Below are 25975 nucleotides of genomic sequence, written 5' to 3'. Positions count from 1 at the left end.
CTGCCATTAGTTAGAAAAAATAATTTTTTACTAACAAAATCGAATTTATATATTTTTTATTATTACCTCACCGGAAGAAAAGCTAATAAAAATAAAAATGATGTGCGTATTTATTGTGAAATTGTTGATGGATAAGTTTTACATAAACTTTATGGTTAAACATATAAATAGAAACCTAGATTGGGAAGCATAATATATAACCTTATCAGGGTTGGGTTCCATGAGAGCTAATCGCACTGAATTGTAAATCAAAAATACTTTTTGCCAAAATAGCGCGGAACTAATTTACCAACTATCAAACAGAATTTATGCAGCTCAATCACAAGCTCAATCTATACTCGTTTCTAGATAGTTTTCCATTACTCAAAAAAAGTTACACCGCTAAAATCATGTTGGTGGCATTTTTGGGTACTCACATACCACTTTTAAGCTTACTCTTGAGTTTCGTTATCTCAAACTCCTATTCCTTGGAGATGGCGATTCGAGTGATGCTTATTGCTCTGTTGGCTACTTTAGCGGGTACAGCCGCCACTCTCTACGCACTACACCACCTGCTCAAACCAGTTATTTTGACATCTGCGGCATTGCAAAATTATCTAAACACCAAAACCTTATCTGAATTGCCCACAGATTTTGCTGATGAAGCCGGTACATTGATGGCGGATACTTCACAAACTCTTTACAAATTAGATGAATTAATTCATTACATCAGTAATTATGACGATCTAACTGGATTGCCCAATCGCGATTTATTTCGCGATCGCCTCCATCAGACTCTATCTCAACCTGAAAATAACCAGCGCTTTGTAGCGGTCTTTTTACTGGGTATTGATGATTTCACTGCTATGAGTCATGGTTTGGAGCATGAAACAACAAATTTGTTGTTAAGAGCAGTCGCTCAGAGGTTATCACTCTGTATGACACAAACAGATATTCTTGCCCATTTGAGTGGAGATGAATTTGCCATTGCCCGCATAGACATTGTTTCTTTTGAAAGTGTGATTAAGCTATCTCAGATGCTGTTAAGTACCCTGAGCAAACCCTTTTCTATACAGGGTAATTTGATTCATATCACCGTCAGCATCGGCATCACAATTAATGGCATAAATGAACGTAATAGCGTAGATCAACTTTTGCAACAGGCTCATATCGCACTGTACCAGGCGAAGCAACAAGGGCGTAGCAAATACCAATTCTATTCCCCGGAGATTAATGCTCAGTTGCAGGAGCGAATAACTTTAGAAAATGAATTACGTGGAGCGCTTGAGCGCAATGAAATGCTGGTTTATTATCAACCTCTGATTGATTTACACAGCGGACAAATTACAGCTATGGAAGCGTTGGTTCGCTGGCAGCATCCTACATTAGGTTTGGTTTCTCCAACAAAGTTTATTCCCATTGCTGAAGCCAATGGTTTGATCCTACCAATTGGTGAATGGGTCTTGCGAACTGCTTGTGCCCAAAACCGTGCTTGGCAACTTGCTGGATTTAACCCAATTCGGATGTCTGTAAATCTGTCAGCCCGACAGTTTGAACTACCGAATCTGGTTGAGATCGTCAGTCAAATTCTTGAGGAAACTGGACTCCAAGTATCTTATCTGGAATTGGAAGTGACAGAAAGCTTCTTGATGGGTGATATGGAGCGATCGGTTAAAACCTTAAAACAATTACGAGAACTGGGTATATGCTTGGCTCTAGATGACTTCGGTACTGGTTATTCCTCCCTCAACTACTTGAAGCGCTTTCCCGTGAATATGCTCAAGATCGATCGGTCATTTGTACAGGATGTCACATCTAATCCTGATAGTGCCGCCGTCACGAATGCGATTATTGCCCTGGCAAAAAGCCTGCGGTTGAACATCACAGCAGAGGGTGTGGAAACCCAAGAACAGCTTGACTACCTGAAAATGCAAGGATGTGATGAAGGTCAGGGTTACTACTTCAGTTGTCCTGTGCCCGCCGATATAATTACCCCGATGTTACAGAAAGTTTCTCAGCAGATGGAGAAAATTTCCGCATAAGTGGATGCCTAAGCCAGAAAATACACCCCTGATAACGTATCACTTGAATTTTGCTAGACATGGTTATCAGGGGGCAGGTTAAGGAGCAGCTATGCTGAAGGAATCCCCATAAATAAATTTAGACTTCCACATGAGCCTCAGCCGAACGGCAATTTAAGAAGGAAGCTGTATTTCTTGTATCCAGTTAATAAAATACATATTTTTTTATTTTTCATAAATAAATTTAGTTGCTCTCAGGCCATTTTGCCTCCAGAGAAAATTCTTTTCTAAAACCTCCTGCCTCCTGCCCCCTGCCTTTCTCCAGTGACATAAGCAGAGAAATCCAGGATTAATGAGGCCAATAAAAGGTTATTTATTTTGAAACTGTGGAAAGCTTTGCAACCATCTGAGTTCGAGATGAAACTTCAAGTTTGCGAAACATCCTTTTTAAGGCTTGCTTGACAGAGTTTTCAGTAATCCAAAGTTCAGCACTAATTTCTGCATTGGTTTGTCCTTGAGCCACCAAGTCAGCAATTTGCATTTCACGAGGCGTTAAACGCTCTGTCTGTAATATTAGTGGATATTGCCGCGCCATTGCCACCCAAGTAGAAAGATGCAAACAAAGCGCACTCAAATCTGTAAGATTTTGTGAATCAAATGCAGGCATTCCTTGCTGACGAGTAAAACCTACCACGCCTACTAACTGACCATTGCTGACAATTGGCCCTCCCATAACGTGCCAGTGATCGGCACGAGGACAAATCAACCTCCACGTCTTAGGTTCTACTACTAAAGCTTCATGAACAGGGGCATGATGTTCTAGCAAGTAGCGTGCAACTGGGTTGTGTTGGGGTGATAATGCGGTTTCCACTGCTTTTTGGAGCTTGCTGTTAGCTAGAGGAATTTGAGCAAAGAAAAACAGCCCACATCGTGTAGCTGAAAAATATTCACTCATTTCGGTGCGTATGTGCGATCGCAATGTCTCTTCATCTTTAGCTTGAGCAATTGCATGAAACAGAGTTTGTAAGGCAATCATGATTGGCAAATTGTACCCTTTCGAGGTCTAGGCGCAGTATAGCAACCAGACTTATCTTAGCTTTAGTCATTTGTCATTTGTCATTTGTCACTTGTCATTAGTTTTTTTGGGCACTCTCTTGCGAGGTATGTACCAAAAAACTCTTTATCAATGACTAATGACCAATGACTAATTTATTTGCTTTTTTTGGGATTACTTAACCATGACTCTAAATCCTGGGATTGATGATACACAGATATCCGGGCGCTGGATTCAAATTAGTTTTTTTATCGCAGTAGTGTTTTTTAATCTCTGTTTAGCAATCCAAGTATTCAGTGTTGGACTGGCTTACTTTTACAACTCTGATTGGTGGAACCTACATATCTGGCTCGTGCGAGGATATAGCGGACTCTCGCTAATTTTGTTGATATGGGTGTTTCTGATGCCGTTTCCTTCAAGAGTCCAGCGCCTTACTGCAAGTATTCCAGTGTTGTTGGGACTGCAATTTCTCACAATTCACTTGAAGACTTCTTTTCCTTTAGCAGTCTTCCATCCACTTATCGGCTTTTCCTTATTCTCTATTTCTACAACCCTAGTTCATCGGACATTTCGCATTGTATTTCCTAACCACAACCAAGACTAAATCCTTAACTTTCAATTCTTTAAGGATAGATTTCATAGCAACTTTCATCAGGAGATTGATTCATGACTTACTCACAAAAACATATTATTGGCTTGGTACTTTATCCTGGCATGACAGCACTTGATATTGTAGGGCCCCAGACAGTTTTTAATTCGCTTCCTGGTGTCCAGATCCACCGCATCTGGAAAGCTTTAGACCCGATCAAAACCGATGACGGAATGATGATTTTGCCCGATACTACCTTTGAAAATTGCCCACCTTTAGACGCAATCTGCGTCGGCGGCGGTTTAGGACAGAGTGCAGTAGTAAACGATCCAGAAGTGCTTGAGTTTTTCCACAAACAGGGGAGCACGGCAAAGTTCATCACCTCTGTGTGCGGCGGGTCTGAGTTTTTAGCGAAGGCAGGACTACTACAAGGCTATCGAGCGGCGACTCACTGGATGATGCGCGAACAACTCGCAACGTTGGGCGTTGAGGTCGGAACGGAGCGAGTTGTGATTGACCGAAATCGCATAACTGGTGGGGGGGTTACGGCAGGCATTGATTTTGGTCTAACGATCGCTGAAGTCCTTTGTGGTGAAGAAGCCGCCAAGATCGCTCAACTATTAATGGAGTACGATCCAGCTCCTCCATTCGATGTCGGTTCACCCGAAAAAGCGGGGGCTGAGTTAGTCAATAAAGCAATGTTATATGCTACGGGGACATTGGGTTTAAACGTAAAATAGGCAGTCTGACATGACCACAAAATCGGAAATTGAATGTGTTCTCACACGTTGGATACAAATCTGTTTTTATACGACTTAAACTGTCTTTAACCTCTGCTTGATTGCTCAGTTATTAACGATTGGGGTTGCCTAGTTCAACGATCCTGCCTGGTGGACTATTCATTAGACCTCTTGCAAAAGTCCCTAACACCCCACCCCCAACCCCTCCCCGCTCTTCGGGAGGGGAGACAAAGCGTAGCTTTGGCGGGGTGGGGTTCTTTCTTATTTTTGATTTATGCAAGAGGACTATTCATGTTTGGCTCGTGCGAGGGTACAGTGGACTGTCCTTTTTATTACTAGGAGGGTTGTTGAGCGCCCCATTTCAGACAGAAGTTCTGGCTATAAAGCAGCATTCGTACAAAAAAATGTATCGAAATGCGCTATCGACGCGATCCAAGGTTTCTCCTGCTTCTTGAATTTGGATGCTCTCAATATTCCCAATAACCGCACCTTTATCGACGGACACCACTACCGCCATCAAGATTAAAATCTCTTAACCTTTCGTTACAATAAAGACATCGAGAAGGATGAAAGCAAACCTCTCGAAGCTGAAATCAAAGGTGAACGACATGAATGGCACAATTCGCGTTGGTAATCTCTTCGGAATTCCCTTCTATATCCATCCGTCATGGTTTTTAGTTCTGGGTTTAGTAACTTGGAGCTATAGCAGTGGACTGGCGGCGCAATTTCCCCAATTGTCTGCGGGATTGGCTTTGCTACTAGGATTGATGACAGCGCTGATGTTATTTGCCTCTGTCGTCGCCCATGAATTAGGCCACAGTTTTGTTGCGATTCGCCAGGGAATTGATGTCAAATCCATCACGCTGTTTATATTTGGCGGTTTGGCTAGCTTAGAAAAAGAGTCGAAAACCCCAGGTGAGGCTTTCTGGGTAGCGATCGCCGGGCCAATGGTAAGCTTACTATTGTGCGGTATCGTTACAGCTATTGGTGTTACTACTGCTGCATCAGGGCCGTTAGCTGCAATTCTTGGTGTTCTCGCTTCTGTTAACTTGGCATTAACGCTGTTTAACCTGATTCCTGGCTTGCCCTTAGATGGCGGAAATATACTGAAAGCCATAGTTTGGAAAATTACAGGTAATCCTTATAAAGGTGTCACCTTTGCTAGTCGAGTCGGGCAAATCTTTGGTTGGGTAGCAATTCTTTCTGGTGTACTTCCTCTACTATTATTTGGCAACTCCGGTAACTTCTGGAACTTGTTAATTGGCTTCTTCTTATTGCAAAATGCTGGTAATTCGGCTCAATTTGCTAGAGTCCAAGAAAAACTTACAGGTTTGACAGCCGAAGATGCTGTAACTCATGACAGCCCGATTGTATCTGCTAATCTTACCTTAAGAGAGTTTGCCGATGAGCGAGTCATAAGTGGGCAAAACTGGCATCGGTTCTTAGTGACTGATGATGATGGACAATTAATAGGTGCGATCGCAGTTGATAATTTAAGAACCATCCCCACAGCACTGTGGTCAGAAACTCAAGTTAAAGAAGTCATGCGACCAATTACCGAATCTACCACAGTCCAATCAGATCAACCTCTGCTGGAAGTCATGCAGTTACTCGAACAACAAAAACTATCTGTACTTCCCGTGATTCGTGAGAATGGCGTCCTAGTTGGAATCTTAGAAAAAGCTGCAATTATCCAGCTACTTCAAAGCCGAACCCAACCTAACCCTGCATAAAGACGCAATTCATCGCGTCTATCAAAAAACGCTAAACCCTTGTAGAGACGCGATTTGTCGCGTCTCTATATTTTTATCGCCCAAATTTTTGATTGCGTGAAAAAACCCCATACAATTGAAAGAACCTTCTTGATTGTTGCCTCTTATCTGTCCCCGTAAATAAGTTCAAAAATCAAATCGGATTGTTATGTAGCACTCCTATTTAATTTTTGAATAAAACTCAGTATATATCTATTCCCTATTTTCTATTCCCTGTATTTATTTTCCAAGGATTTTTACGAGATATCAGGTATATCCCTAGCAATGATAGACCCAACACTGACGCAGGTTCGGGTATAGTTTTGATTTTGGCATAAATAGCTGTTGTAGTTGTAGCTTCTTCAAGAGCCTTAATACTTATCTGGTGACCTTCTAGATTAAAACCGATTAACTCAAGGGTATATTTATTACTTCCAAAGGTGAAACTGCGATTACTCAAATTTGTGTCTAAAAATACCAAGTCTGCACTATTCTCAGGATCTTTTGGGTCATTAAGTGTATTTACTAAACGCAAGTTAAAGTCAAAAACTTGGCTGGTTCCCACAGGTGGGCTGAAAGATAGATTGAGATTTAAAGGTACAAATCCAACGCTTGAATCAGTGCGTACCTTACCATTGAAGTAAGTTAAATCAGCTATTTTGAATACAGAGTTAATGTCCGCAGAAAATGAAGTTCCATTAGAGGTTAGTTTATTTGGAAGTCCTGGCGGCAAATTAGCTTGACCCCAGGTAAATGTGTTACTTCCCACACCTGTATATATGGGATTAGTATCATTGATTCCTGGAGTTGGATTTCCCCATGTCGCACTAGAGATGCCAGAAAAAGTTAGAGCTTGTGCTTGACCAGAGAAACTAAATCCTGTGGCCGAACTCACAAAAAAACTAGATATAGCAGTAGCGAAAACAAAACTTAGTTTCATAATTCTAGGTTTAAACGTTCATTCTGGAGCTTCTTTCAAGTAGGTATTCAGTCTACCTTAGTAAATTTACGGAAAATACGCCAATGTCTTCTTGTATTTTTTATAAAATATTTATGTGTATTTCAAAATAATTTAATGAATAATTTATATTTATGAAGTTAAAATTATGACTAGTGAAAATATATTTCACTAGTTTGTAATTAGTAAAACAGTAAACCGATTGCAAAATTTCCCTAACACGCTACCTCTCAGCAAGAGTGGAGACTTTAAGGTAAGTCAAAGGCGGATTAGGGTTCTTTTTTGATTTATGCAAGAAGTCTAGTAATTACGTAGGCAATTACGTAGACGTAGCCCGTCGTAAACATCGCTACCTTACTTGACTTACCAATAAATTGTCAAGTTGATATGAAGTTACAGTTTTTTGACATTCTCCGCACTATGGAGAGCAATGGGATTCATAATTTTGACAAAATCTCTGGTAACAACTGGCTAGGAACTTTAGATAAAGCTAGATTTTGTCCCTGTATCCCTAACTCATTATGAAAAGCACGAATAGTTTTCACCACATAAGCAAAGGTTGTTTGGTAAGCCTCTGGTTGTTTACTTAATCCGTTTAAGGCTTGCAAATGGTTATCTAACGCTACTTCTAAGTGTTGAGAGCGTGTTGCTTTGTCAACATTAAAAGACTTATCTATTGCTAGCTGATAATGTGCTAGTCCCAGGTTATTGTGAGAGGCAAGCAAATCAAAACTTAAAGAAGTACCGCTAAGTGAGTGAGCCAAAGCTATAGCTTCTTCGTAAGCGCTGATACATAGTTGCAGATATTTTTGCCGTGCCTCTTTAGTAGTTTCAGATAGGTTTGCTAAATGCCAGTAAGCAGTACCCAGATTATTTTGTGTAGCGGCGCAGGCACTGGGAACATTAGCTGGAGTGCGATACTTGAGAGCTTCGCTATAAACATCTATGGCTAGCTGGAGATTTTGGGCAGGTTGTTCGTATTGTGCCAGATTCCAAAACGCAGTACCGATATTGTTTTGAATCATGCCATACTTGAGCGGTTCCTCTTTTGGGTTGTAGTGTGCAAGTGCTTCATTGTAAGCTGCGATCGCTTTCTTTAAATGCACAATCGGTTGGTTGTATTGCCCTAAATGCCAGTAAGCAGTACCCAAATTATTTTGGCAAGCTGCATACTTTAATGAATCCATTTCAGCTGTACGGTAGCTGAGTGCTTCACTGTAAGCCAAAATTGCTTGCTGCCAATTTTCCGATGGGTGAGAGAAACGAGCTAAATCACCATAGGCTGTCCCCAAATTATTTTGTACGCGAGCGTAAGTTTCCAAATGTGTCTGAGGCGAAATTATCTTTAACGCCAACTGATAAAATTCTATTGCCTGCTCTATATAAGTTTGTCCCTCTTCAGAATTGGGTGGTGTGCGGTATAGCATCCAGTAGAGCGTACCCAAATCATTCAAGATATCTGGGAGTTGCGGTGAGCTTTCGTCATAGCTAATTGCTTCCTGATAGGCAATAATTGCCACCATTAGGTTTTCTAAAGTTGCCTCTCCTTGCTCAATCCGAAGACGATATAAAGTACCCAAGCGATGATAAGCCTCTGCCAGTATCTCCTCTGAAGCAAGATTTTCGTGTAATTCTTCAATCTCCAACAAAATCTGCTGTGGTTGTAAAGAATCCTCTGTATTTTGAGCAATACTTGTATTTATTGTTGCTGTTACTAGCTCTTTTAACTCATTGCTAATATAAGATAAAGACGACAGCGATTGATTATTACTCCCACTACCAGACCGATTTGTAGATTCCTGTTGTTGTGGCGTAGCCTTCAATAAATCCGCTGTTGATGGTGAAACTTCCTCAGTTTTGTGTATGCGATTTTCTTGTATCTCTACTGGGAAATCAGAATTATTATCAAACTTGAACTCGGTAGTTGCGGTTCTGAGTTCTGCTTGGTTAGCTGATTCATCTAGAATCGACTGCTCAATATTGCCTAAATCCAAGCTTCCAGAACGTGAAAAACGTTCTGGATAGGCCAAATTCTGAGTTGCTGGTGTGGGTTCTCCAGCAAAGACAAATACGCCAGTACGACAACGCCAAAACTGTGGTGCTGATTGCTTAATAGCCGCTAACCAAGGACGTGGTATCCACAAAAGCAAATTAGATTCTAGAAATCGGCTGGATTCTTGTGTAGAGAAATATTGTTCGCTTAAGCGGAGATAGTGCAAAAATAAACGCTGTGTTGCAACTGGTTGCTTCGTAAGATGTTCCACGCCGACAATCTGAAATGCTGGTACTGGAAAAGGTCTTCCAGGAGTATCTTTTGATGCCTCAACAATTGGCGGTGGGTAATTAGTCAACCATTGATTAATCTGAATTATGGGATTGGGATCGTTTAAATTCAAACGCAACGTGACTAATCGCGGATAAGCTGGAGTGCTATTTTCCTGAGCATTTGATGATTGATATAGCACCTGTCCAACAGGATAAGCCAATGTAGAATGCAAACGGGCTGCTACTTGATTTCTTAAGTATAAATCATCACAAACTGCCAAAAGAATTTGTCGTCGTAAGCCAAGACTTAAGGCAAGTTTCAGGCGGTGGTATACTTGCCGATTCCAAGTAGAATTATTGTTGTGTGCAGTATCATTCACGCTCATAGCGGCTAAAAAGCCAAAACATAGTACATATCACCTTTCTGGGTGCATTCAAGTGGACTAAAGTCATAATAAAAATGATTTTTAATAAGTAGATGTTGTGCTGCTGTGGATATATTGAGCCTTCAATTATAGTAGGAACAATAAAGTATAATTATATACTTTCATTCCTAGTTCGATTTTAACAAAAAATAAAAAAGCAGGCCCCTCTTAAAATCGGAACCTGAAAAACTATAAAAAAGATGAAGTTTTCTTAAAATGTTTTACGATCAACTGCTCTTAGAAACAAAGAAGGCGACTAGAATCAAGCCGGCAACCAAAGCTGTAGCGGCAATTCCTAGTATGATATAAGTTCGCTTTTGCCCTTCCGTGAGAGGTTCTGCTTGATAAACCTTTGGTTCCCGGGCAAAATTATTCAGAAGACCGCCTTCTTCATTGGTATAGGGCATGAATGAATTCCTTTATCTTTATCGTTAATTTAATGTTACATAAATGCTAAATCTGGTCTTAAACTGCTAGATAAATCGTTACATTTGTCATTTGTCATTTGTCATTTGTCATTTGTCATTTGTCATTTGTCATTGGGCATTGGGCATTGAGAAGAGACAACGTAGACAGCGAAGATGGGGAAATAAGGGAGAGACTTGTAATAATTCCCCCTTGTCCCCCTTGCCCCATGCCCCTTAACTAGTAATCGTCCCAGTTAGAGGTGAACTAGGACTGGCGTAATCTTTAATAGGCATTCTGCCGGCAAGGTATGCTAGACGACCGGCGACTGTCGCTAAATTCATCGCATGAGCCATTGCTGCTGGTTTTGGAGAAAGAGCGATCGCACTATTAATTAACAAGGCATCTGCTCCCAATTCCATTGCCTGAGCGGCTTCTGAAGGTGAACCAATACCAGCATCTACCACCACTGGCACACCTGCATTTTCGATGATTATTTGGATATTGGCAGTTGTTTTCAGTCCTTGTCCAGAACCAATTGGTGATGCCAAAGGCATGACTGTAGCACAGCCTACTTCTTCTAAACGCTTGGCTAACATGGGGTCAGCATTGATATAGGGCAATACTGCAAAGCCTTCTTTAACTAGTTGTTCTGCTGCTTGCAATGTCCCAATTGGATCTGGGAGTAAATACTTAAGGTCGGGTATTACTTCTAACTTTATAAAGTTATTATCTTCTTGCCCCAATAATTTCGCCATTTCTCGCCCTAAACGCGCCACCCGAATCGCCTCTTCGGCAGTTTGACAACCTGCGGTATTGGGTAACATCCAGATTTTCGTCCAATCCAAGGCTTCAGCTAAACCTTCATGTCCAGGAGCCTTGGTTTGTACCCGTCGTACTGCTACGGTGACAATTTGGCAATCGCTGGCGGCGACGCTTTGCTGCATTTCCTCAATGCTGCGATACTTACCAGTTCCCGTCATCAAGCGGGATTGGAAGGTTTTGCCAGCGATAATCAATGGGGAATCGGTAGAGACGCGATTAATCGCATCCGTGGGGAGTGGAGATATAGCAGAGTGATGTCCGTTAGAGAAATTAGCAGAGTGAGTCAGCATTGGGGTGGAGGTAGATGACTTGGACTGAAAACGCGAATAGTGAAAATCAGCAAGTAGGGGGTCAGATTTTTGTTCTAAGATGAAATCGGCAATCAAAGCGGCGGTTACGGGCGCAAGTAGAATTCCGTTGCGGTAATGACCCGTAGCAAAGGTTAAATTTTGACAGTGGCTAGTGCCCAAAATGGGTAATTCATCAGGGGTGGTTGGGCGAAATCCCCACCAAAATTCTTGAATGGGATAATGCTTTAATTGGGGATACAGCCGGATGGCAGCTTGTAGTAATTTTTGAATACCTTCTGGGGTGTTGTTGGGCATAAAGCCAACGTCTTCACTGGTTGCGCCAATAACCAGGCGATCGCGTCTTGGTACGATGTAAATATCCTGCCCAAACAAAACCCGCTTTAAGGGCAAGTCCGGCGCAAATTCTGGTATCCGCACACTCAGCATTTGTCCTTTTCTGGGTAGCACGGGTAGCGGTAACAATTCATTTGACCAAGCACCTGAAGCTAAAACATAGTGCGCGGCGCGAATTATTCCAGCATTGGTTTGCACGCCAACCACTTGTCCTTGCTGCTGTAAAAATCCTTCTACCGTAATACCATCTTTAAGTTCAACACCAATAGATTCAGCCGCCGTCCGCAATACGTGAGCTAGAGCTTGATTATCAACTTGGGCGTCTTCAGGATACCACCAGCCACCAACTACCTCGGCTCCCAATCCTGGCTGATATTGATGAATTGCCTCCTTGTTTAACCAGTAACAGGGGGATGAGGGAGATGAGGAGGAAAGACTTTCCCCTCTGCTCCTCTGCTCCCCTGCTCCCCTGCCCCCCTGCCCCCCTGCCTCTTCAAAGACGGGTGCAAGGATACCACAGGCACGGTAGCCAGTATTTAAGCCGGTCAGTTCTTCTAATTTGCGCGTCCAGTCGGGATATAAGGCACGCGATCGCCAACACAAAGAACGCATTGCTTCATTAGCGATGTTTTCCGCATCTGGTGCCAACATCCCGGCGGCGGCGTGGGTAGCGGCAGCCTGAAAGTCACGACAAAGCACGGTGACGTTTGTCCCGCGCAATTTTAGTTCAATGGCGATCGCTAAACCAATAACGCCGCCACCAATAATTACAGTCTCACTAATCATTAGTCATTAGTCATTAGTCATCTGTCATTAGCCATTTATCATTAGTACATAACTAATAACTCATAACTCATAACTCATAACTTATAACTTATAACTTGTAACTAAAGACGGGTCTGAAGAAGGATCTGCTCGTTACCACAAGGCGCGGATTGGTTCGTTGCTTTGATTTGTATCGCTGGATGGTGTGCTTGTTCCTGAAGAATCTGTATTATTCTCTGTTGTAGTGTCAGCAGGTGATGTTGAGTCATCGCCAGAATTCTGAGCAACGTTACTCCTGTTGTCAGGTCTTGGAGCTACAATAGAGCGTCTGTTTTGGTTGGTTTCAGTTGTTTCGTTTCCTTCTGTTGCAGTTTCTTCATTTTTGCTGCCAGCACTGCTATTAACATTGATATTAGCTGGCAGGACTTCTGATTTCTTGTCACTAGGAGCGTTGGCAGTTTGTACGCCCATCGGAAAGTTGATGCCCAGTAATGTACCAAGCAGAATGGCTAAACCACCAGCCATTAAAATTAAGGGTGTCCATCTACCCATCTTGTCTTAACTCCTTTTTAACCTTTTGGTGTCCACACTATTCGAGAACCTTGTCCCCAAAATCCATCAAACTTTGTCACTTTTACATCGCCTAAAACCTGAGTTTGACAGGCTAAACGTAAGTCTGTTGTAGGAGAATGGGGAGGAAGCGAACGCCGTGTTCGATCGCGCCAGTTCGCTGCTGAGACTTTGCCCTCTACCTTAACCGCGCAGGTACCACAACTGCCAATGCCCCGACAGTTTATTACCTTAGCACCGTCATTGTAGAGGTTAATACCATTTTGCAGCAAAATCTTGCGCAGATTGCTTCCATGCTCGCAATCAATTGTTTTACCTTCAGCTATTACTTTAGGCATTTTTAAATTGCCAAACTGGCTTTTTGTTGTATATTGACACATTGCCTCGAAAGTTGTCTCGTCGGTCCCAGTTTTATGACCACAAATTCTTCACCTCAACTTTGGCTCTATGACACTACATTACGGGATGGCACTCAGCGCGAAGGGCTATCTGTATCGATAGAAGATAAGTTACGCATTGCCCGTAGACTCGATCAACTGGGAATTCCTTTTATTGAAGGTGGTTGGCCTGGTGCCAATCCCAAGGATGTACAATTTTTCTGGCAACTCCAAGAAGATCCGCTTAAACAGGCTGAAATTGTCGCTTTTTGCTCGACTCGACGCCCCAACTCCACTGCCGCCACCGAACCGATGCTACAGGATATTTTGGCGGCGGGAACTCGCTGGGTAACGATTTTTGGCAAGTCTTGGGATTTACACGTGACAACAGGACTCAAGACGACATTAGAAGAAAATTTGGCGATGATTCGCGACACCATTGAGTACCTCCGTTCTCAAGGGCGTCGCATTATCTACGATGCCGAACATTGGTTTGATGGCTATAAGCACAATCGAGATTATGCTTTACAGACATTAGAAGCTGCGATCGCCTCTGGTGCGGAATGGCTAGTCCTCTGTGATACCAATGGCGGCACTTTACCCCACGAAATTAGCCAAATTGTTCAAGATGTCATTAGTCATTTGTCATTGGTCATTTGTCAAGAACCAATGACCAAGGACAAAGGACAAAGGACAATTCCTCAAATTGGAATTCATACTCACAACGATTCGGAAATGGCGGTTGCTAACGCAATAGCTGCCGTGATGGCAGGGGCAAAGATGGTACAGGGCACAATTAATGGTTACGGTGAACGTTGCGGTAATGCTAACCTCTGTTCGTTAATTCCCAATTTACAACTGAAGGCGGGTTACAGTTGTATCACAGAAGACCAGCTTACACAACTTACAGAAGCTAGTCGTTTTGTGAGTGAGGTGGTCAACCTTGCGCCAGATGAACACGCTCCCTTTGTGGGACGTTCGGCTTTTGCCCATAAGGGCGGTATTCATGTATCAGCTGTAGAACGTAATCCCCTAACTTACGAACACATTCAGCCGGAACAAGTCGGGAATCGTCGGCGCATTGTGATTTCGGAACAGTCTGGACTGAGCAATGTTTTAGCCAAAGCCCGCAGTTTTGGCATTGAATTGGATCAACAAAAAGCAGAGGCTAGGGAAATTCTCCAGCGCCTCAAAGATTTGGAAAGTGAAGGATTTCAATTTGAAGCAGCAGAGGCCAGTTTTGTGTTGCTGATGCACGAAGCTTTGGGAGGCCGCCAAAAGTTTTTTGAAGTCAAAGGTTTTCAAGTCCACTGTGACTTGATTGAGGGGAAAGAAACTAGCAATGCCCTAGCTACAGTCAAAGTCGCTGTTGACGGCAAAAATATTTTGGAGGCGGCGGAAGGTAACGGGCCTGTTGCAGCTTTGGATGCAGCTTTACGCAAGGCTTTGGTGAACTTTTATCCTCAGATTGCAACCTTTGATTTGACAGATTACAAAGTGCGGATTCTCAACGGACATACGGGCACTGCGGCAAAAACTCGTGTGTTGGTAGAATCAGGCAATGGTCGTCAACGCTGGACAACGGTAGGGGTTTCTACCAATATTTTGGCGGCTTCCTATCAAGCAGTGGTGGAGGGCTTAGAATACGGTTTGTTGTTACATTCCCAAGCAGAAGCAGCTTTAAAAGCTTCTAGTTGACAAAAGGGATATGTAGTGTAATTAGAGTTTGCGTTTTTTGATCAAAAGGAGAAGCGATCGCCAAAGTGCGATCGCTTCTCACGATCTATTAAAAATTTTTCTGCTTATATAGCGAAAAAGCCGTTGTGAAAAGTAGCTCTACCAATTGCGCCATCCACCTTTGGGTGCAACTTCATTATTAGTAGACTTTAGTCCGTGACTGTGCAACAGAGTTTGATATTCGGTGCTGCTTGCCCAACGGTCAATTTCTCGCGCCCGCAGTACTGGCACTGGATGGGTTAATTGGGCTGTGCGAGCAGCTTTGACCATTTCACCCAGTTCTGTCTTGCTAATATCATCGTAAGCGCGGGCTTGGGCAACAAAGGCATCGAGATTCAGTTGTGGCGCTAAGGTGGGAGAACCACCAGCCAACTTCATCAACACGGACATGACCACTTTTGGGTCTTGAGTTGCTAGTAATGCGGCGCGATCGCAGGTAAACTCAGCACAACGTACCCATTCCAAAAGTTGCGCCTGTATAGCTTGAGCCACGAAGGTTCCGACATTGGGCACAATCGCCGCAGCTAATATTAATAAATTTACAGGTGTCAAGTAAACGCTATGGTCACACTTGAGATGCCCTAACTCGTGGGCGATTACTGCTTGTATTTCCTCTGGTGTCAGGATATCAATCAGGGAAGTGTGTACCACCACAAAAGGCTGCTTACCGCGCACAGCAAAAGTATAGGCGTTAGGAGCCGGATGTTGCCGAACGTACAACTGGGGAGGATCGATATCCAGGATTTTACAGGCATCTAACAATAGCTTGTATAAATCGGGTAGTTGCTTTTCACCCACCAAAATGCTAGAGGCAATATTTTCCACATAAAAAACCTGCTCTGCCATTGGCCCGAGCCAATTTCGCACCAACATATCTATGCCTGGTATCTGCTTGAGCGCTCTGGTAGCTTCCAGGTCTAATGGATGACGAAATGAGTCAGCTTTTAAACCAATCAGCGGGGTTTTGAAGAAAGACATAGTGCAACAAGCTATAAAAAACACAACTATGGAATCTGGCTGGATAGATAAACAGCCTCCCACAGTTAGTATAACGATTTCAGTTAGGGGTTTTGTTTCTTGCATATTCGTAACCTTTGGTATCACTGCTCATGTCACCCCTTTGCTGCATACGCCTACCAAGCAAACCCTCTCCTTTAGTGTCCGTTGCAGTTAATCTTGATTGGACACACTAATTCATGCTCGGAGAATTGAATGCGCTTTGGTTTTTTTACTTTAACTTTATGTGTTCTCGCACTAGCGACAACAAGTGGGCACGCCGCTCAGTCTGCCAACATCCCAGCACTGGTGATGACTAGCCCAAATTCAGCTTTTGCCAACTACGAAGATAAATGCAGCAACGGCGGCAATCTTGACAATGTAAATCGCGAGAAGTTTCTTAAACTTATGCTTGCCGATAAAAAATCAAAGCTATCTCAACTGAAAGTAGCTCTTCTCAATGAAATTAAACAAAGTGGTGATGAGCCACGAGGCGAGGGTGTCCGTATTGGTGAATGGAATCAAACCTTCCATGACCGGAGTGGTTGTGGCACAAACACTAACAGTTACTCAGCATTTGTTGTCACCGTGACTGGTGGAAATGCAAACCATACGGTCGTGAAATCTCTGGTAACAATTGATGACGACGATAACGCAGGCAAAAGAACCCTCAAGATCCGCGACATCCGCCCAATCAAACTACGAAATGATAATTGACCAAGCCACTTCTTTTCGCTTCCTAGTTCCAAGTCTCTGAAATTTAGAAGCTTCAAAGTCTTGTTGTACCGTGAGAAAACTAAGTACAGAATTTCATTAATTTATAGTGAATTCATGAAAGGCAATACTGTGCAATGCCAATGCGTTGGCTTGTATTGTGAATGCGGCCGCGGCCTTGTTAATACATCGGCTTGTATTGTGAATGCGGCCGCGGCCTTGTTAATACGTCAGCTTGTATTGTTAATGCAACGGCCGCCTTGTTAATGCATCGGCTTGTATTGTTAACATGAGTTCGACGAGTGCTATTTTGACCTCTCCCCCAGCCCCTCTCCTGGTAGGAGAGGGGAGTAAAAACCCTCCTTACTCATTACTCCTCCCTCTCCTACCAGGAGACGCAACGCGTTCGCCTTTTAGGAGAGGGAGGCTGTCTGGGAGAGGTCTGTCGAACTCACATATTGTTAAGGCTACGCTTTTACGCAAGACTGTACTAAGCATGAAGCTAGAATTAGTGACACGATCAAAAGAGATCGTCTTTTTGTGTTGTCACTATGAAAATATTGGTGCTAAATGCCGGATCGAGCAGCCAAAAGAGTTGTTTGTACGAAATTGCAGGTGAAACTCTGCCCACTCAAGCACCCCAACCCCTTTGGGAAGGCAAAATCAACTGGACTCAAGATCGGAGTGTGGCAGAAATTGAGGTGAAAACTGCTACGGATGGAACGCTACAAAAATCAATCTCTGGTGATTCCCCACAGGCGCACCTCACCTATATGCTCAATACACTCGATCGTGATGCCACCAAGGTAATCGATCGCTTGTCAGAAATCGATGTGGTAGGGCATCGGATCGTACACGGTGGAGAAGATTATCGAGATAGTGTGATAATTACGGAGGATGTCAAAAAAGCGATCGCCGATCTGTCTAATCTTGCTCCCGAACATAATCCAGTTGCTTTGGAAGGCATAGAAGCAATTGAACACATCCTAAAAGATGTCACTCAAGTAGCAGTGTTTGATACCGGATTTCACGCCACTTTACCCGATGCAGCAGCAATCTATCCCGGCCCATATCAGTGGGTAGAGCAAGGTATCCGTCGCTATGGGTTTCATGGTATTAGTCACCAATACTGTTCTCAACGTGCTGTCCAAATTCTCGGTCGAGATGTTGCATCTGAGCGGTTAATTATTTGCCATCTGGGGAATGGATGCTCTTTAGCAGCGATTAAAAACGGTCGCAGTATTGATACCACTATGGGATTCACACCCGTAGAAGGATTAATGATGGGTAGCCGTTCTGGTTCAGTCGATCCGGGGATTTTGATTTATCTGTTGCGACACTGCAATTACTCTATCGAAAAGTTGGATGAGTTACTAAATAAAGCTTCTGGGTTAAAAGGAATTTCGGGTGTATCTAGCGATATGCGTGAAGTCAGAGAAGCGATCGCTCAAGGTAATTCCCGCGCTCAACTGGCGTGGGATATCTACGTGCATCGCTTGCGTTCTGGTATCGGCGCAATGCTTGCTAGTTTGGGGGGATTAGATGCTTTAGTATTCACAGCAGGTGTAGGTGAACACTCTGCGGAAATTCGCCAAGCCGCCTGTGAAGCCTTTGGATTTATCGGACTGAAAATAGACCTTGAGAAAAATCAACAGCAGCCAGTCGATAAAGATATTGCCACACCTGACTCAACAGTGAGAGTATTAGTTATACATACTCAAGAAGATTGGGCGATCGCCGGACATTGTTGGCAAATATTGACAAAGTAAAAATCATCAAAAAGCCAACCCCTTTTATAAGTTAGCTAAATTGCAGCAGATTTCAAGGAAAGTGTTGTACAGTATTTAGGTCTTAAAGCTAGACAGAGAGATTATTCTAATTCTTTTAGCGCACCGGGGCGTAGCCGATTCAGAATTCAGAATTCTGAATTCTGATTAATCACTTTCGGGAGAGAATATTCAAAGCTCAATTCTGAGTAAGAATTTTGGATTTTACTCTAGCGATGGTGAAAAAAAGAGAGTTAAAAGGATTTTATTTAATTGAAATTTCTTAATAAGGGACGCATAATCAATTTAACAACTCGCCCCCATGTAAAACTTAAAATATACTCTACAAGTTTTGGAGTGATAAGTGAAAAAAGCGGTAATAATAAGCCAGTAATGTTACTAAAGCTAGTAGTAGCAACAACACTAGGAATGAAACAAATCAGCGTCCATATCAACCTATTTATAAATTTAGAGTTTATGGAAGTACGACTTTGAAGTTGATTAACAACTATATAGCGAGTAGTAGCAAATAATATAGTTAACCCTAACCAAGCAAATATTACTAGCATCCAATTTGCTGGATGAAGATTGTAAACTAGAAAACCAGCAGGAAAGAGAGAAGCTATCTCCCAAACTAGCAGATTTAATTTACTCCGAAGACAGCTTAGTATTTGTTCAATAAGCCAATAATGAACAGAAACAATATTTAAACACTGAGGATTTTGGATAACATCACTCCTAATTTTGTGAATTATGTCGCCATAAAATAAGATATTGCTTTGTAAAATAATATCTTGTTCTTTCCAAAAATATAAAGCTGATGTATCTTCTCTATAATAAGAATTAAAAGTAAGTCCATACTGTAATTTCGATTTATTTTTTAATGCTTTACTCCAGAATAATTTGATAAAATTTACGATAAAAGTATTGTCAAATATTTTAAAGTTTTTTTTATTAACTACTAATTGAGCGTATAACGTAGTGTTAGTACTAAAGCAAATCTTATCGCTAAAACAATTGTAGTACCAAAGATAAGCTAGTAATTTTGGTGGAATGTATAAAGAGCAGCCTATTTCTCGTGCTTCTTCAATTTGTTTTAAAACGGTTTTATTTAGATAAAAAGTATACTGTCCTGGTTCAACCTTAATTTTAAGTTCAATAGGAGTGCCTTGAGGTATTTGTACAAAGAAAGAGAGTTGAACATCAACTTCGTTATCTGTGTGTGTTTGTTCGGCGTTCATTGTCGGGATAATTTTGCGATATTTTGTACAATACCAATCAGAAAATCTAGTGTTCCACGCCACTGTTTCTCTCCAGCAACTACCCCTTCATTATGTATTTTTAGAATTAAATCTCTATCTCCTTCAGGTAATTGAAATAGCTTTTTATGATAACGACTAATAATATCTCCATCTAATTGCATAACAGTTTGAGCATAAATAACATCAATATCTACGGTGGTAATATTGCCACTATTAAGTGCCGCTTTTAGTTCAGACATTTTCCGCAAAGTACGAATAAATTTATCATTATTTAAAAGTTCTTCAATCTCTTTCCATCTTTGCTGCAAACTTTTTAGATTATTTTCTTCTCGATCTGCAACAGGAGTGGGAGCAGGCAATATTGGTCGAGCTAGCTTTATGTATACCTCGTCAGTTGGAAGAATATTCGCTTTATGTTCCACCTGATATTTAAGACGCTCTTGATATTGGATTATTCTGGAATCTGGCTCACTACTCTCATTACTTTTTTCTAGGAGAATGTAAAAATATTCTCTTTCAAGTTGCGAAAATAGACTTGTATAACGCTTGCGTAATTCTTGAGCTTGAGTTTTTTGTGGTTCTGGTAAATCGTCTGGATTTGGAATTCCTTTGACATCAAAGTAGTCTTTGTCATTTATTGAATAAATCTCTTCATACGCTTGCCAAGCATTAAACTTTGCACCAGTAATTTGATCTACAACCATTGTATTTATTTCTAAAGCTGTAATATCATCAACTAATTCATGTACAGATGAGACTACTTTCTCTAGCAAATCTTTGGCTTGTTCTTGAATTTTGTTAGGCATAGTCATAATTTTCTTGATTTATTTAAAGCAAATTAACCTACAGGTTTGGATAAATTCCTATTCTGTAGGTATTTTAAGTTTACTAACTATTAATTAATATTAATAATTACTGTGGACGAGATAGCGATTGTTGTGAAGTTTTACGAGATTTCATAATTTCTATAAAAAATCCATATAGCTTATGCAAACTTTCTATATTTTTTTGCATAATTTCCCGACTTTCTTTGATTTGAGTTAGATGAAATTCGCGAAGTTCTGTATATGGCCCGCTCCCAACAAATTGACTACCAACTTCATTAGTTATATCACCATCAATTAGATTGATTATAGTGCGCATTCGATTACCTGGTTGAGCAATTTGCTGCTCTTTTAGTTGTTCTAACTGAGTAGATGATTCTGGAACCCAAGTGGTAATTTCTAACTCGATAACTTCAACTATTGCTGTTTGAATAGCATCAATAATCTCATCAATATTGAATCCTTCTTTATTACTATTCAGCTTCTTAACTTTGATTTTAAATTCACTACTTGGTTTGCTATATTGACTATTGTTTTCCGAATTTTCTCTGGCTTGACCATTAGTTTCTGTGTTTTCATTAAGAGTATTATTCACCATGATGTTTTAGAGGTTACAGACAGATTTAAATATAAACAAGATACAACTATAGGTGATGTCAAAAGTTTTCAGGCTTTTACTACAAAAAAGTAATTAAAGTCAAAACAACTTAATATTTTAGAAATTTTTACTAAAAAAAATTATGATTTCCTAGAGCAAAATTTATCTTAAAAAAAGAATAATACCATTTTAGATTTTGGAATAACTGCGTTGCAGTGAATCCAGCACTATCGTAGGGTTTCCCCATTGTCCTATGTAGCGTGATTCTGAAATAATTATTTAATTAGCTTTTGGACGTTTCCTTCAAATCAGTATAAATTAGATATCATTTTTATACAAAAATGAATTAAGTATATATCAGACCAAAGATAAAATTGAAGTATTAACAGGCACTAAATAATAAAATTAGTTTATTTAAGTCAACTTTTTTATCTTACCTAGCAAAGCTTAGACACACAAGTAGTCCTGACTTTTGCTATACCACTGTGTATACAATGATATGACTGCGATCGCAAAGCCAAGGAAAATATGTTGTTATCTCGTCAAGCTTTTGCTACACCTTGTGTAATTTCTATGTGTATTTTAGGAGTTGGCTTGATTCAATTCCCCCAATTGCAAAAACTAATAAATAGAAAACAATCTGCCTCTTTAGAAAGTTTAAAAAAAGAAATAAAAGCTGAAAATATCCGTCTAAATTTTCTCAAAAAAACACCTAGTTTTGGTTATGATAACTTTGTTGCAGATTTGGTATATCTCAATTTCCTCCAATATTTTGGAGATGATGAAATTCGGGATAAAACAGGTTACAGTTTAAGTCCAGAATATTTTGAAGTTATTCTAGAACGTGACCCGCGATTTTTAGCAGCCTATCACAGTCTTTCGATCAGTACTTCATTATATGCTGGTATGCCAGAACGGGCGATCGCAATATCAGAGAAAGGCTTAAAATCAATATCTCCCTCAGTTCCCAAAAAGTCTTATTATATATGGCGTTATAAAGGAGTTGATGAGTTATTATTTTTAGGCAACGCTAAAGCTGCGCGACAGTCTTTTGCAACGGCGGCAAACTGGGCAAGTAAATTTTCCGATTCAGAGAGTCAGCTTATCGCTAATACTTCCCAAAGAACTGCGGAATTTCTGAGTCGAAATCCTAATAGTAAATATGCTCAAATTTCTACATGGTCAATGGTTTTAAATAATCATGCTGATGAAAGAACTCAGAAGCGCGCAATTAGAGAAATCGAAGCTTTGGGAGGAAAAATAGTTACAACTCCTGAAGGCACGAATAAAATTATATTTCCACCTAAAGATTAAATTATTGTAAGTGTAATCTAGGATTATATTCACTCAATTAGTTTCAAGTTTATCATACATGATTAAGAAGGGTAATACTGATGTCAATAAAATTGGCAGAATCTGACTTTCAAATATTAGGGTGTTTTCCTGTTATTTCTCAGTTGCGCCCGCACCTTGAGCAGGAAAATTTTGTAGAACAAGTTCGATATCAAATGAAAGAAGGATATCAACTTGCATTCTTGGAAGTAGAAAAGCAATCTGTAGCGATCGCTGGATTTCGTATTTCTAATTGTTTAGCATTGGGAAAATTTTTATACATTGATGATTTAGTTGTTGATGAGTTGAAACGCTCGCATAGCTATGGTCAACAATTATTTCAGTGGCTAATTGAATATGCCAGAAATCATGAGTGTAAACACCTGAGTCTGGATTCTGGTGTTCAGCGATTTGCAGCCCACAGGTTTTATCTCATGCAGCGTATGAATATTACAAGTCATCACTTTTCAATGGAGTTGTAGCAACAAGCACTTTGGTTGTGACAAATATTTTTTGGTATGACGGCAAATTAATTCACTCTCAAACCCTAGAATTAAACATTAACGATCCGGGTTTACTTTATGGGGCAACTGTTTTTACAACACTGCGGGTTTATGAGAACTCCCTAGATAGTAATTTAACTAATTGGCAAGCACATTGCGATCGCTTACTCTTCTCACTACAAACTTTTGGCTGGCAGCAACCCGATTGGAACCGTCTACGTCAAGGCGCTCAAATTCTTCTCCCACACTTCCCCGTTCTCAGAATTACCCTCTTTCCTGATGGACGGGAATGGATAACTGGGAGATTCTTACCACAAAATTTGATAGAAAAACAAAAAAATGGTATTTTATGCGCTGTTGCGAGTCCTGAATTTTCTCGCTCTCTCCCCTCTCATAAAACTGGAAATTATTTGAGTGCTTGGTTGGCAAAAACTAGCTCAGATGCTCAAGAAGCAATATTAGTCGATGCTCAAGGAAATTGGCTAGAAACCAGTACAGGCAACCTTTGGGGATGGTGCGATCGCTGTTGGTATACGCCACCGTTGACAGCCGGAATTTTGCCGGGAATTGGGCGATCGCAACTTGTAAACTGGTTGCAAAACCACCAGCAGCCAGCACGAGAAGAAACTTGGAGCGTCGAGTTAGTCCAGAGATTTGAAGCGATCGCCTACACTAATAGTGTGGTAGAAGTTATTCCCATTCATACAGTTCATCTGCCTTCAGGGTCGCTACAATGTAATCCCTACCATGATAGTTTTCAGCTAATAAGGGAGCTTTTTTTAGTATGACAGCCACGCCAAATTTGTTATATCTTAAGATAAGTTAACATAATTCTTAATAATCACCTTTTTGAGCAGAGAAGCTAGGCGATTGCGCGAAAAATACCGGAGGATAGACCTTAGTGAATAAAAGATGGAGAAATGCAGGGCTGTACGCGCTGCTGTTTATTGTCGTAATTGCGCTGGGAACAGCATTTTTTGACAAACAACCCCAAAGCAGAGAGACATGGCGATACAGTCGCTTTATTCAAGAAGTTCAGCAAGGCAGAGTAGAAAAAGTCAGTTTGAGTGCAGACCGCTCTACAGCATTGGTTACAGCCAAATATGACGGAAATAAACGGATTGTGACCTTAGTCAACGATCCAGACTTGATTAATACTCTGACTTCTAAAGGCGTTGATATTTCTGTTTTGCCCCAAACCGACGAAGGATTTTGGTTTAAGGCACTGAGCAGCTTATTTTTCCCTGTATTGCTTTTGGTTGGCTTATTCTTCTTACTACGTCGCGCTCAAAGTGGCCCAGGCAGCCAAGCGATGAACTTTGGCAAATCCAAAGCCAGAGTGCAAATGGAACCACAAACTCAGGTGACATTTGGCGATGTCGCTGGTATTGACCAAGCCAAGTTGGAATTAAACGAAGTCGTAGACTTTTTGAAAAACGCCGATCGCTTTACCGCCGTTGGTGCAAAAATTCCTAAAGGTGTGTTGTTAGTTGGGCCTCCTGGTACAGGTAAAACCCTCCTAGCTCGTGCAGTAGCTGGTGAAGCAGGTGTACCCTTCTTCTCAATCTCCGGTTCCGAATTTGTGGAAATGTTCGTCGGTGTGGGTGCATCCCGCGTCCGCGATTTGTTTGAACAAGCTAAGACCAATGCTCCTTGTATCGTCTTCATCGATGAAATTGACGCCGTAGGTCGTCAACGGGGTGCAGGTTTAGGTGGTGGTAACGATGAGCGGGAACAAACCCTCAACCAGTTGCTCACCGAAATGGATGGCTTTGAAGGTAACACTGGCATCATCATTATTGCCGCTACCAACCGTCCTGATGTCCTAGATGCAGCGCTGTTGCGTCCTGGTCGCTTTGACCGTCAAGTTGTAGTAGACCGTCCCGACTACGCCGGACGCAGCGAAATCCTCAAGGTACACGCCCGTGGTAAGACCTTGGCGAAAGATGTGGACTTGGATAAAATCGCCCGTCGTACCCCTGGATTTACTGGCGCAGATTTATCCAACCTGTTGAATGAAGCCGCAATTCTGGCAGCACGCCGGAATTTGACTGAGATTTCAATGGATGAAATCAACGACGCGATCGATCGCGTATTAGCTGGGCCAGAGAAGAAAGACCGGGTAATGAGCGAAAAGCGCAAAACCTTGGTTGCTTATCACGAAGCCGGTCACGCTTTAGTTGGTGCTTTGATGCCAGATTATGACCCAGTACAAAAAATTAGCATCATCCCTCGCGGTCGTGCAGGTGGTTTAACTTGGTTTACTCCTAGTGAAGACCGGATGGACACAGGTTTGTACAGCCGCGCTTATCTGGAAAATCAGATGGCTGTGGCTTTGGGTGGTCGGCTTGCTGAAGAATTAATCTTTGGTGAAGAAGAAGTTACCACTGGTGCTTCTAATGACTTGCAACAAGTAGCACGGGTTGCGCGTCAGATGATTACTCGATTTGGGATGAGCGATCGCTTAGGCCCTGTTGCTCTTGGTCGTCAACAAGGTAACATGTTCCTCGGACGCGATATCATGTCAGAGCGTGATTTTTCTGAAGAAACCGCTGCTGCTATTGATGAAGAAGTTCGCAAACTTGTAGATGTAGCCTATACACGCGCTAAAGAAGTGTTAGTGGGCAATCGCCACATTCTAGATCAGCTAGCGCAAATGCTGGTTGATAAAGAAACAGTAGATGCTGAAGAGTTGCAAGAAATTCTGTCGAACAACGATGTGACAACTGCTGCGTTTGCCTAATTTAATGAATAGTTAGGAGTAGAGACGCGATGAATCGCGTCTTTACAAGAGTTAGGAGTTAATGGCAAAAGCCCGGTCTTCACGATCGGGCTTTTACCGTAATGGGGTTATATTCCCCGGAGGTTCGTTATA

At 41.6% G+C, this 25975-nt stretch carries 23 protein-coding genes; 12 read left to right on the top strand and 11 right to left on the bottom strand.

The window, feature by feature from the left end; translation table 11 throughout:
* Positions 1-308 precede the first annotated feature (308 nt).
* A complete protein-coding gene (locus RM049_RS02465) occupies positions 309-2021 on the top strand; it encodes a bifunctional diguanylate cyclase/phosphodiesterase (RefSeq protein ID WP_322703032.1) in 1713 nt (570 codons plus the stop codon).
* A 352-nt stretch (positions 2022-2373) separates the two neighbouring features.
* On the opposite strand, the gene RM049_RS02460 is transcribed toward RM049_RS02465, so the two are convergent.
* Entirely contained in the window at positions 2374-3036 is a 663-nt protein-coding gene (locus RM049_RS02460) for a LuxR C-terminal-related transcriptional regulator (protein WP_322673563.1), read from the bottom strand.
* 202 nt (positions 3037-3238) lie between these two features.
* Between RM049_RS02460 and RM049_RS02455 the strand changes: the two genes are divergently transcribed.
* The 4 genes from RM049_RS02455 (at position 3239) to RM049_RS02440 (ending at position 6116) form a co-directional block, all read left to right on the top strand.
* Entirely contained in the window at positions 3239-3658 is a 420-nt protein-coding gene (locus tag RM049_RS02455) for a DUF6220 domain-containing protein (protein ID WP_322703031.1), read from the top strand.
* 62 nt (positions 3659-3720) lie between these two features.
* The gene (locus RM049_RS02450) at positions 3721-4383 is read left to right on the top strand and encodes a DJ-1/PfpI family protein (RefSeq protein WP_322688773.1); all 663 of its coding nucleotides are present in this window, start codon (positions 3721-3723) and stop codon (positions 4381-4383) included.
* Between the two features lie 274 nt (positions 4384-4657).
* Entirely contained in the window at positions 4658-4909 is a 252-nt protein-coding gene (locus tag RM049_RS02445) for a hypothetical protein (RefSeq protein WP_322703030.1), read from the top strand.
* Between the two features lie 82 nt (positions 4910-4991).
* Positions 4992-6116, top strand: coding sequence for a site-2 protease family protein (locus tag RM049_RS02440; protein ID WP_322703029.1), 1125 nt, complete (start codon positions 4992-4994; stop codon positions 6114-6116).
* 238 nt (positions 6117-6354) lie between these two features.
* Here RM049_RS02440 and RM049_RS02435 read toward each other — a convergent pair whose 3' ends face one another.
* The 6 genes from RM049_RS02435 to RM049_RS02410 form a co-directional block, all read right to left on the bottom strand.
* Entirely contained in the window at positions 6355-7074 is a 720-nt protein-coding gene (locus tag RM049_RS02435) for a choice-of-anchor K domain-containing protein (protein ID WP_322703028.1), read from the bottom strand.
* A gap of 455 nt (positions 7075-7529) precedes the next feature.
* Positions 7530-9743, bottom strand: coding sequence for a tetratricopeptide repeat protein (locus tag RM049_RS02430; RefSeq protein ID WP_322703027.1), 2214 nt, complete (start codon positions 9741-9743; stop codon positions 7530-7532).
* 266 nt (positions 9744-10009) lie between these two features.
* A complete protein-coding gene (gene psb34 / locus RM049_RS02425) occupies positions 10010-10189 on the bottom strand; it encodes a photosystem II assembly protein Psb34 (protein ID WP_322673558.1) in 180 nt (59 codons plus the stop codon).
* 234 nt (positions 10190-10423) lie between these two features.
* Positions 10424-12442 carry a glycine oxidase ThiO gene (gene thiO / locus RM049_RS02420; RefSeq protein ID WP_322703026.1) on the bottom strand — a complete coding sequence of 673 codons (2019 nt, stop codon included), beginning with the start codon at positions 12440-12442 and terminating at the stop codon, positions 10424-10426.
* 132 nt (positions 12443-12574) lie between these two features.
* Positions 12575-12973: a hypothetical protein gene (locus RM049_RS02415; protein WP_322673556.1), complete on the bottom strand. Its 399-nt coding sequence runs from the start codon at positions 12971-12973 to the stop codon at positions 12575-12577.
* A gap of 17 nt (positions 12974-12990) precedes the next feature.
* Positions 12991-13329: a 2Fe-2S iron-sulfur cluster-binding protein gene (locus RM049_RS02410; protein ID WP_289795169.1), complete on the bottom strand. Its 339-nt coding sequence runs from the start codon at positions 13327-13329 to the stop codon at positions 12991-12993.
* Positions 13330-13404: 75 nt separating this feature from the next.
* Between RM049_RS02410 and cimA the strand changes: the two genes are divergently transcribed.
* Positions 13405-15066, top strand: a complete 1662-nt coding sequence (gene cimA, locus RM049_RS02405; protein WP_322673555.1) for a citramalate synthase — start codon at positions 13405-13407, stop codon at positions 15064-15066.
* Positions 15067-15204: 138 nt separating this feature from the next.
* On the opposite strand, the gene RM049_RS02400 is transcribed toward cimA, so the two are convergent.
* Positions 15205-16083, bottom strand: coding sequence for a M48 family metallopeptidase (locus RM049_RS02400; RefSeq protein WP_322684322.1), 879 nt, complete (start codon positions 16081-16083; stop codon positions 15205-15207).
* 234 nt (positions 16084-16317) lie between these two features.
* Here RM049_RS02400 and RM049_RS02395 point away from each other — a divergent pair, with 234 nt between their 5' ends.
* Together RM049_RS02395 and RM049_RS02390 are read left to right on the top strand one after the other, a co-directional pair.
* A complete protein-coding gene (locus tag RM049_RS02395; RefSeq protein ID WP_322703025.1) occupies positions 16318-16818 on the top strand; it encodes a hypothetical protein in 501 nt (166 codons plus the stop codon).
* Positions 16819-17366: 548 nt separating this feature from the next.
* A complete protein-coding gene (locus tag RM049_RS02390; RefSeq protein WP_322703024.1) occupies positions 17367-18584 on the top strand; it encodes an acetate kinase in 1218 nt (405 codons plus the stop codon).
* A 266-nt stretch (positions 18585-18850) separates the two neighbouring features.
* Here RM049_RS02390 and RM049_RS02385 read toward each other — a convergent pair whose 3' ends face one another.
* The 3 genes from RM049_RS02385 to RM049_RS02375 form a co-directional block, all read right to left on the bottom strand.
* The gene (locus tag RM049_RS02385) at positions 18851-19822 is read right to left on the bottom strand and encodes a hypothetical protein (protein ID WP_322703023.1); all 972 of its coding nucleotides are present in this window, start codon (positions 19820-19822) and stop codon (positions 18851-18853) included.
* Complete coding sequence (locus tag RM049_RS02380) at positions 19819-20649, bottom strand: hypothetical protein (RefSeq protein WP_322703022.1); 831 nt, start codon at positions 20647-20649, stop codon at positions 19819-19821. The genes RM049_RS02385 and RM049_RS02380 overlap by 4 nt, the downstream gene beginning before the upstream one ends.
* Positions 20650-20755: 106 nt before the next feature.
* Positions 20756-21265 carry a hypothetical protein gene (locus RM049_RS02375; protein WP_322703021.1) on the bottom strand — a complete coding sequence of 170 codons (510 nt, stop codon included), beginning with the start codon at positions 21263-21265 and terminating at the stop codon, positions 20756-20758.
* 528 nt (positions 21266-21793) lie between these two features.
* Here RM049_RS02375 and RM049_RS02370 point away from each other — a divergent pair.
* The 4 genes from RM049_RS02370 to ftsH3 all read left to right on the top strand — a co-directional run bounded on the left by RM049_RS02370 (position 21794) and on the right by ftsH3 (position 25843).
* The gene (locus tag RM049_RS02370; protein WP_322703020.1) at positions 21794-22579 is read left to right on the top strand and encodes a hypothetical protein; all 786 of its coding nucleotides are present in this window, start codon (positions 21794-21796) and stop codon (positions 22577-22579) included.
* 80 nt (positions 22580-22659) lie between these two features.
* Complete coding sequence (locus RM049_RS02365; protein ID WP_322703019.1) at positions 22660-23079, top strand: GNAT family N-acetyltransferase; 420 nt, start codon at positions 22660-22662, stop codon at positions 23077-23079.
* 26 nt (positions 23080-23105) lie between these two features.
* Positions 23106-23888, top strand: coding sequence for an aminotransferase class IV (locus RM049_RS02360; RefSeq protein ID WP_322703055.1), 783 nt, complete (start codon positions 23106-23108; stop codon positions 23886-23888).
* 113 nt (positions 23889-24001) lie between these two features.
* Complete coding sequence (ftsH3, locus tag RM049_RS02355) at positions 24002-25843, top strand: ATP-dependent zinc metalloprotease FtsH3 (protein WP_322674696.1); 1842 nt, start codon at positions 24002-24004, stop codon at positions 25841-25843.
* The last annotated feature ends 132 nt before the right edge of the window (positions 25844-25975 follow it).

This window comes from Nostoc sp. DedQUE04 (assembly GCF_034530995.1).
Lineage (GTDB): Bacteria > Cyanobacteriota > Cyanobacteriia > Cyanobacteriales > Nostocaceae > Nostoc.
Note: the sequence above shows the minus strand (reverse complement) of the source record. Positions and strands in the feature narration are given on the sequence as shown.

What these genes read in the sequence shown, in the direction of transcription:
- RM049_RS02465 (WP_322703032.1), top strand. Translation starts at nt 309, where the DNA reads ATGCAGCTCAATCACAAGCTCAATCTATACTCGTTTCTAGATAGTTTT.
- RM049_RS02460 (WP_322673563.1), bottom strand. Translation starts at nt 3,036, where the DNA reads ATGATTGCCTTACAAACTCTGTTTCATGCAATTGCTCAAGCTAAAGAT.
- RM049_RS02455 (WP_322703031.1), top strand. Translation starts at nt 3,239, where the DNA reads ATGACTCTAAATCCTGGGATTGATGATACACAGATATCCGGGCGCTGG.
- RM049_RS02450 (WP_322688773.1), top strand. Translation starts at nt 3,721, where the DNA reads ATGACTTACTCACAAAAACATATTATTGGCTTGGTACTTTATCCTGGC.
- RM049_RS02445 (WP_322703030.1), top strand. Translation starts at nt 4,658, where the DNA reads ATGCAAGAGGACTATTCATGTTTGGCTCGTGCGAGGGTACAGTGGACT.
- RM049_RS02440 (WP_322703029.1), top strand. Translation starts at nt 4,992, where the DNA reads ATGAATGGCACAATTCGCGTTGGTAATCTCTTCGGAATTCCCTTCTAT.
- RM049_RS02435 (WP_322703028.1), bottom strand. Translation starts at nt 7,074, where the DNA reads ATGAAACTAAGTTTTGTTTTCGCTACTGCTATATCTAGTTTTTTTGTG.
- RM049_RS02430 (WP_322703027.1), bottom strand. Translation starts at nt 9,743, where the DNA reads ATGAGCGTGAATGATACTGCACACAACAATAATTCTACTTGGAATCGG.
- psb34 (WP_322673558.1), bottom strand. Translation starts at nt 10,189, where the DNA reads ATGCCCTATACCAATGAAGAAGGCGGTCTTCTGAATAATTTTGCCCGG.
- thiO (WP_322703026.1), bottom strand. Translation starts at nt 12,442, where the DNA reads ATGATTAGTGAGACTGTAATTATTGGTGGCGGCGTTATTGGTTTAGCG.
- RM049_RS02415 (WP_322673556.1), bottom strand. Translation starts at nt 12,973, where the DNA reads ATGGGTAGATGGACACCCTTAATTTTAATGGCTGGTGGTTTAGCCATT.
- RM049_RS02410 (WP_289795169.1), bottom strand. Translation starts at nt 13,329, where the DNA reads ATGCCTAAAGTAATAGCTGAAGGTAAAACAATTGATTGCGAGCATGGA.
- cimA (WP_322673555.1), top strand. Translation starts at nt 13,405, where the DNA reads ATGACCACAAATTCTTCACCTCAACTTTGGCTCTATGACACTACATTA.
- RM049_RS02400 (WP_322684322.1), bottom strand. Translation starts at nt 16,083, where the DNA reads ATGTCTTTCTTCAAAACCCCGCTGATTGGTTTAAAAGCTGACTCATTT.
- RM049_RS02395 (WP_322703025.1), top strand. Translation starts at nt 16,318, where the DNA reads ATGCGCTTTGGTTTTTTTACTTTAACTTTATGTGTTCTCGCACTAGCG.
- RM049_RS02390 (WP_322703024.1), top strand. Translation starts at nt 17,367, where the DNA reads ATGAAAATATTGGTGCTAAATGCCGGATCGAGCAGCCAAAAGAGTTGT.
- RM049_RS02385 (WP_322703023.1), bottom strand. Translation starts at nt 19,822, where the DNA reads ATGAACGCCGAACAAACACACACAGATAACGAAGTTGATGTTCAACTC.
- RM049_RS02380 (WP_322703022.1), bottom strand. Translation starts at nt 20,649, where the DNA reads ATGCCTAACAAAATTCAAGAACAAGCCAAAGATTTGCTAGAGAAAGTA.
- RM049_RS02375 (WP_322703021.1), bottom strand. Translation starts at nt 21,265, where the DNA reads ATGGTGAATAATACTCTTAATGAAAACACAGAAACTAATGGTCAAGCC.
- RM049_RS02370 (WP_322703020.1), top strand. Translation starts at nt 21,794, where the DNA reads ATGTTGTTATCTCGTCAAGCTTTTGCTACACCTTGTGTAATTTCTATG.
- RM049_RS02365 (WP_322703019.1), top strand. Translation starts at nt 22,660, where the DNA reads ATGTCAATAAAATTGGCAGAATCTGACTTTCAAATATTAGGGTGTTTT.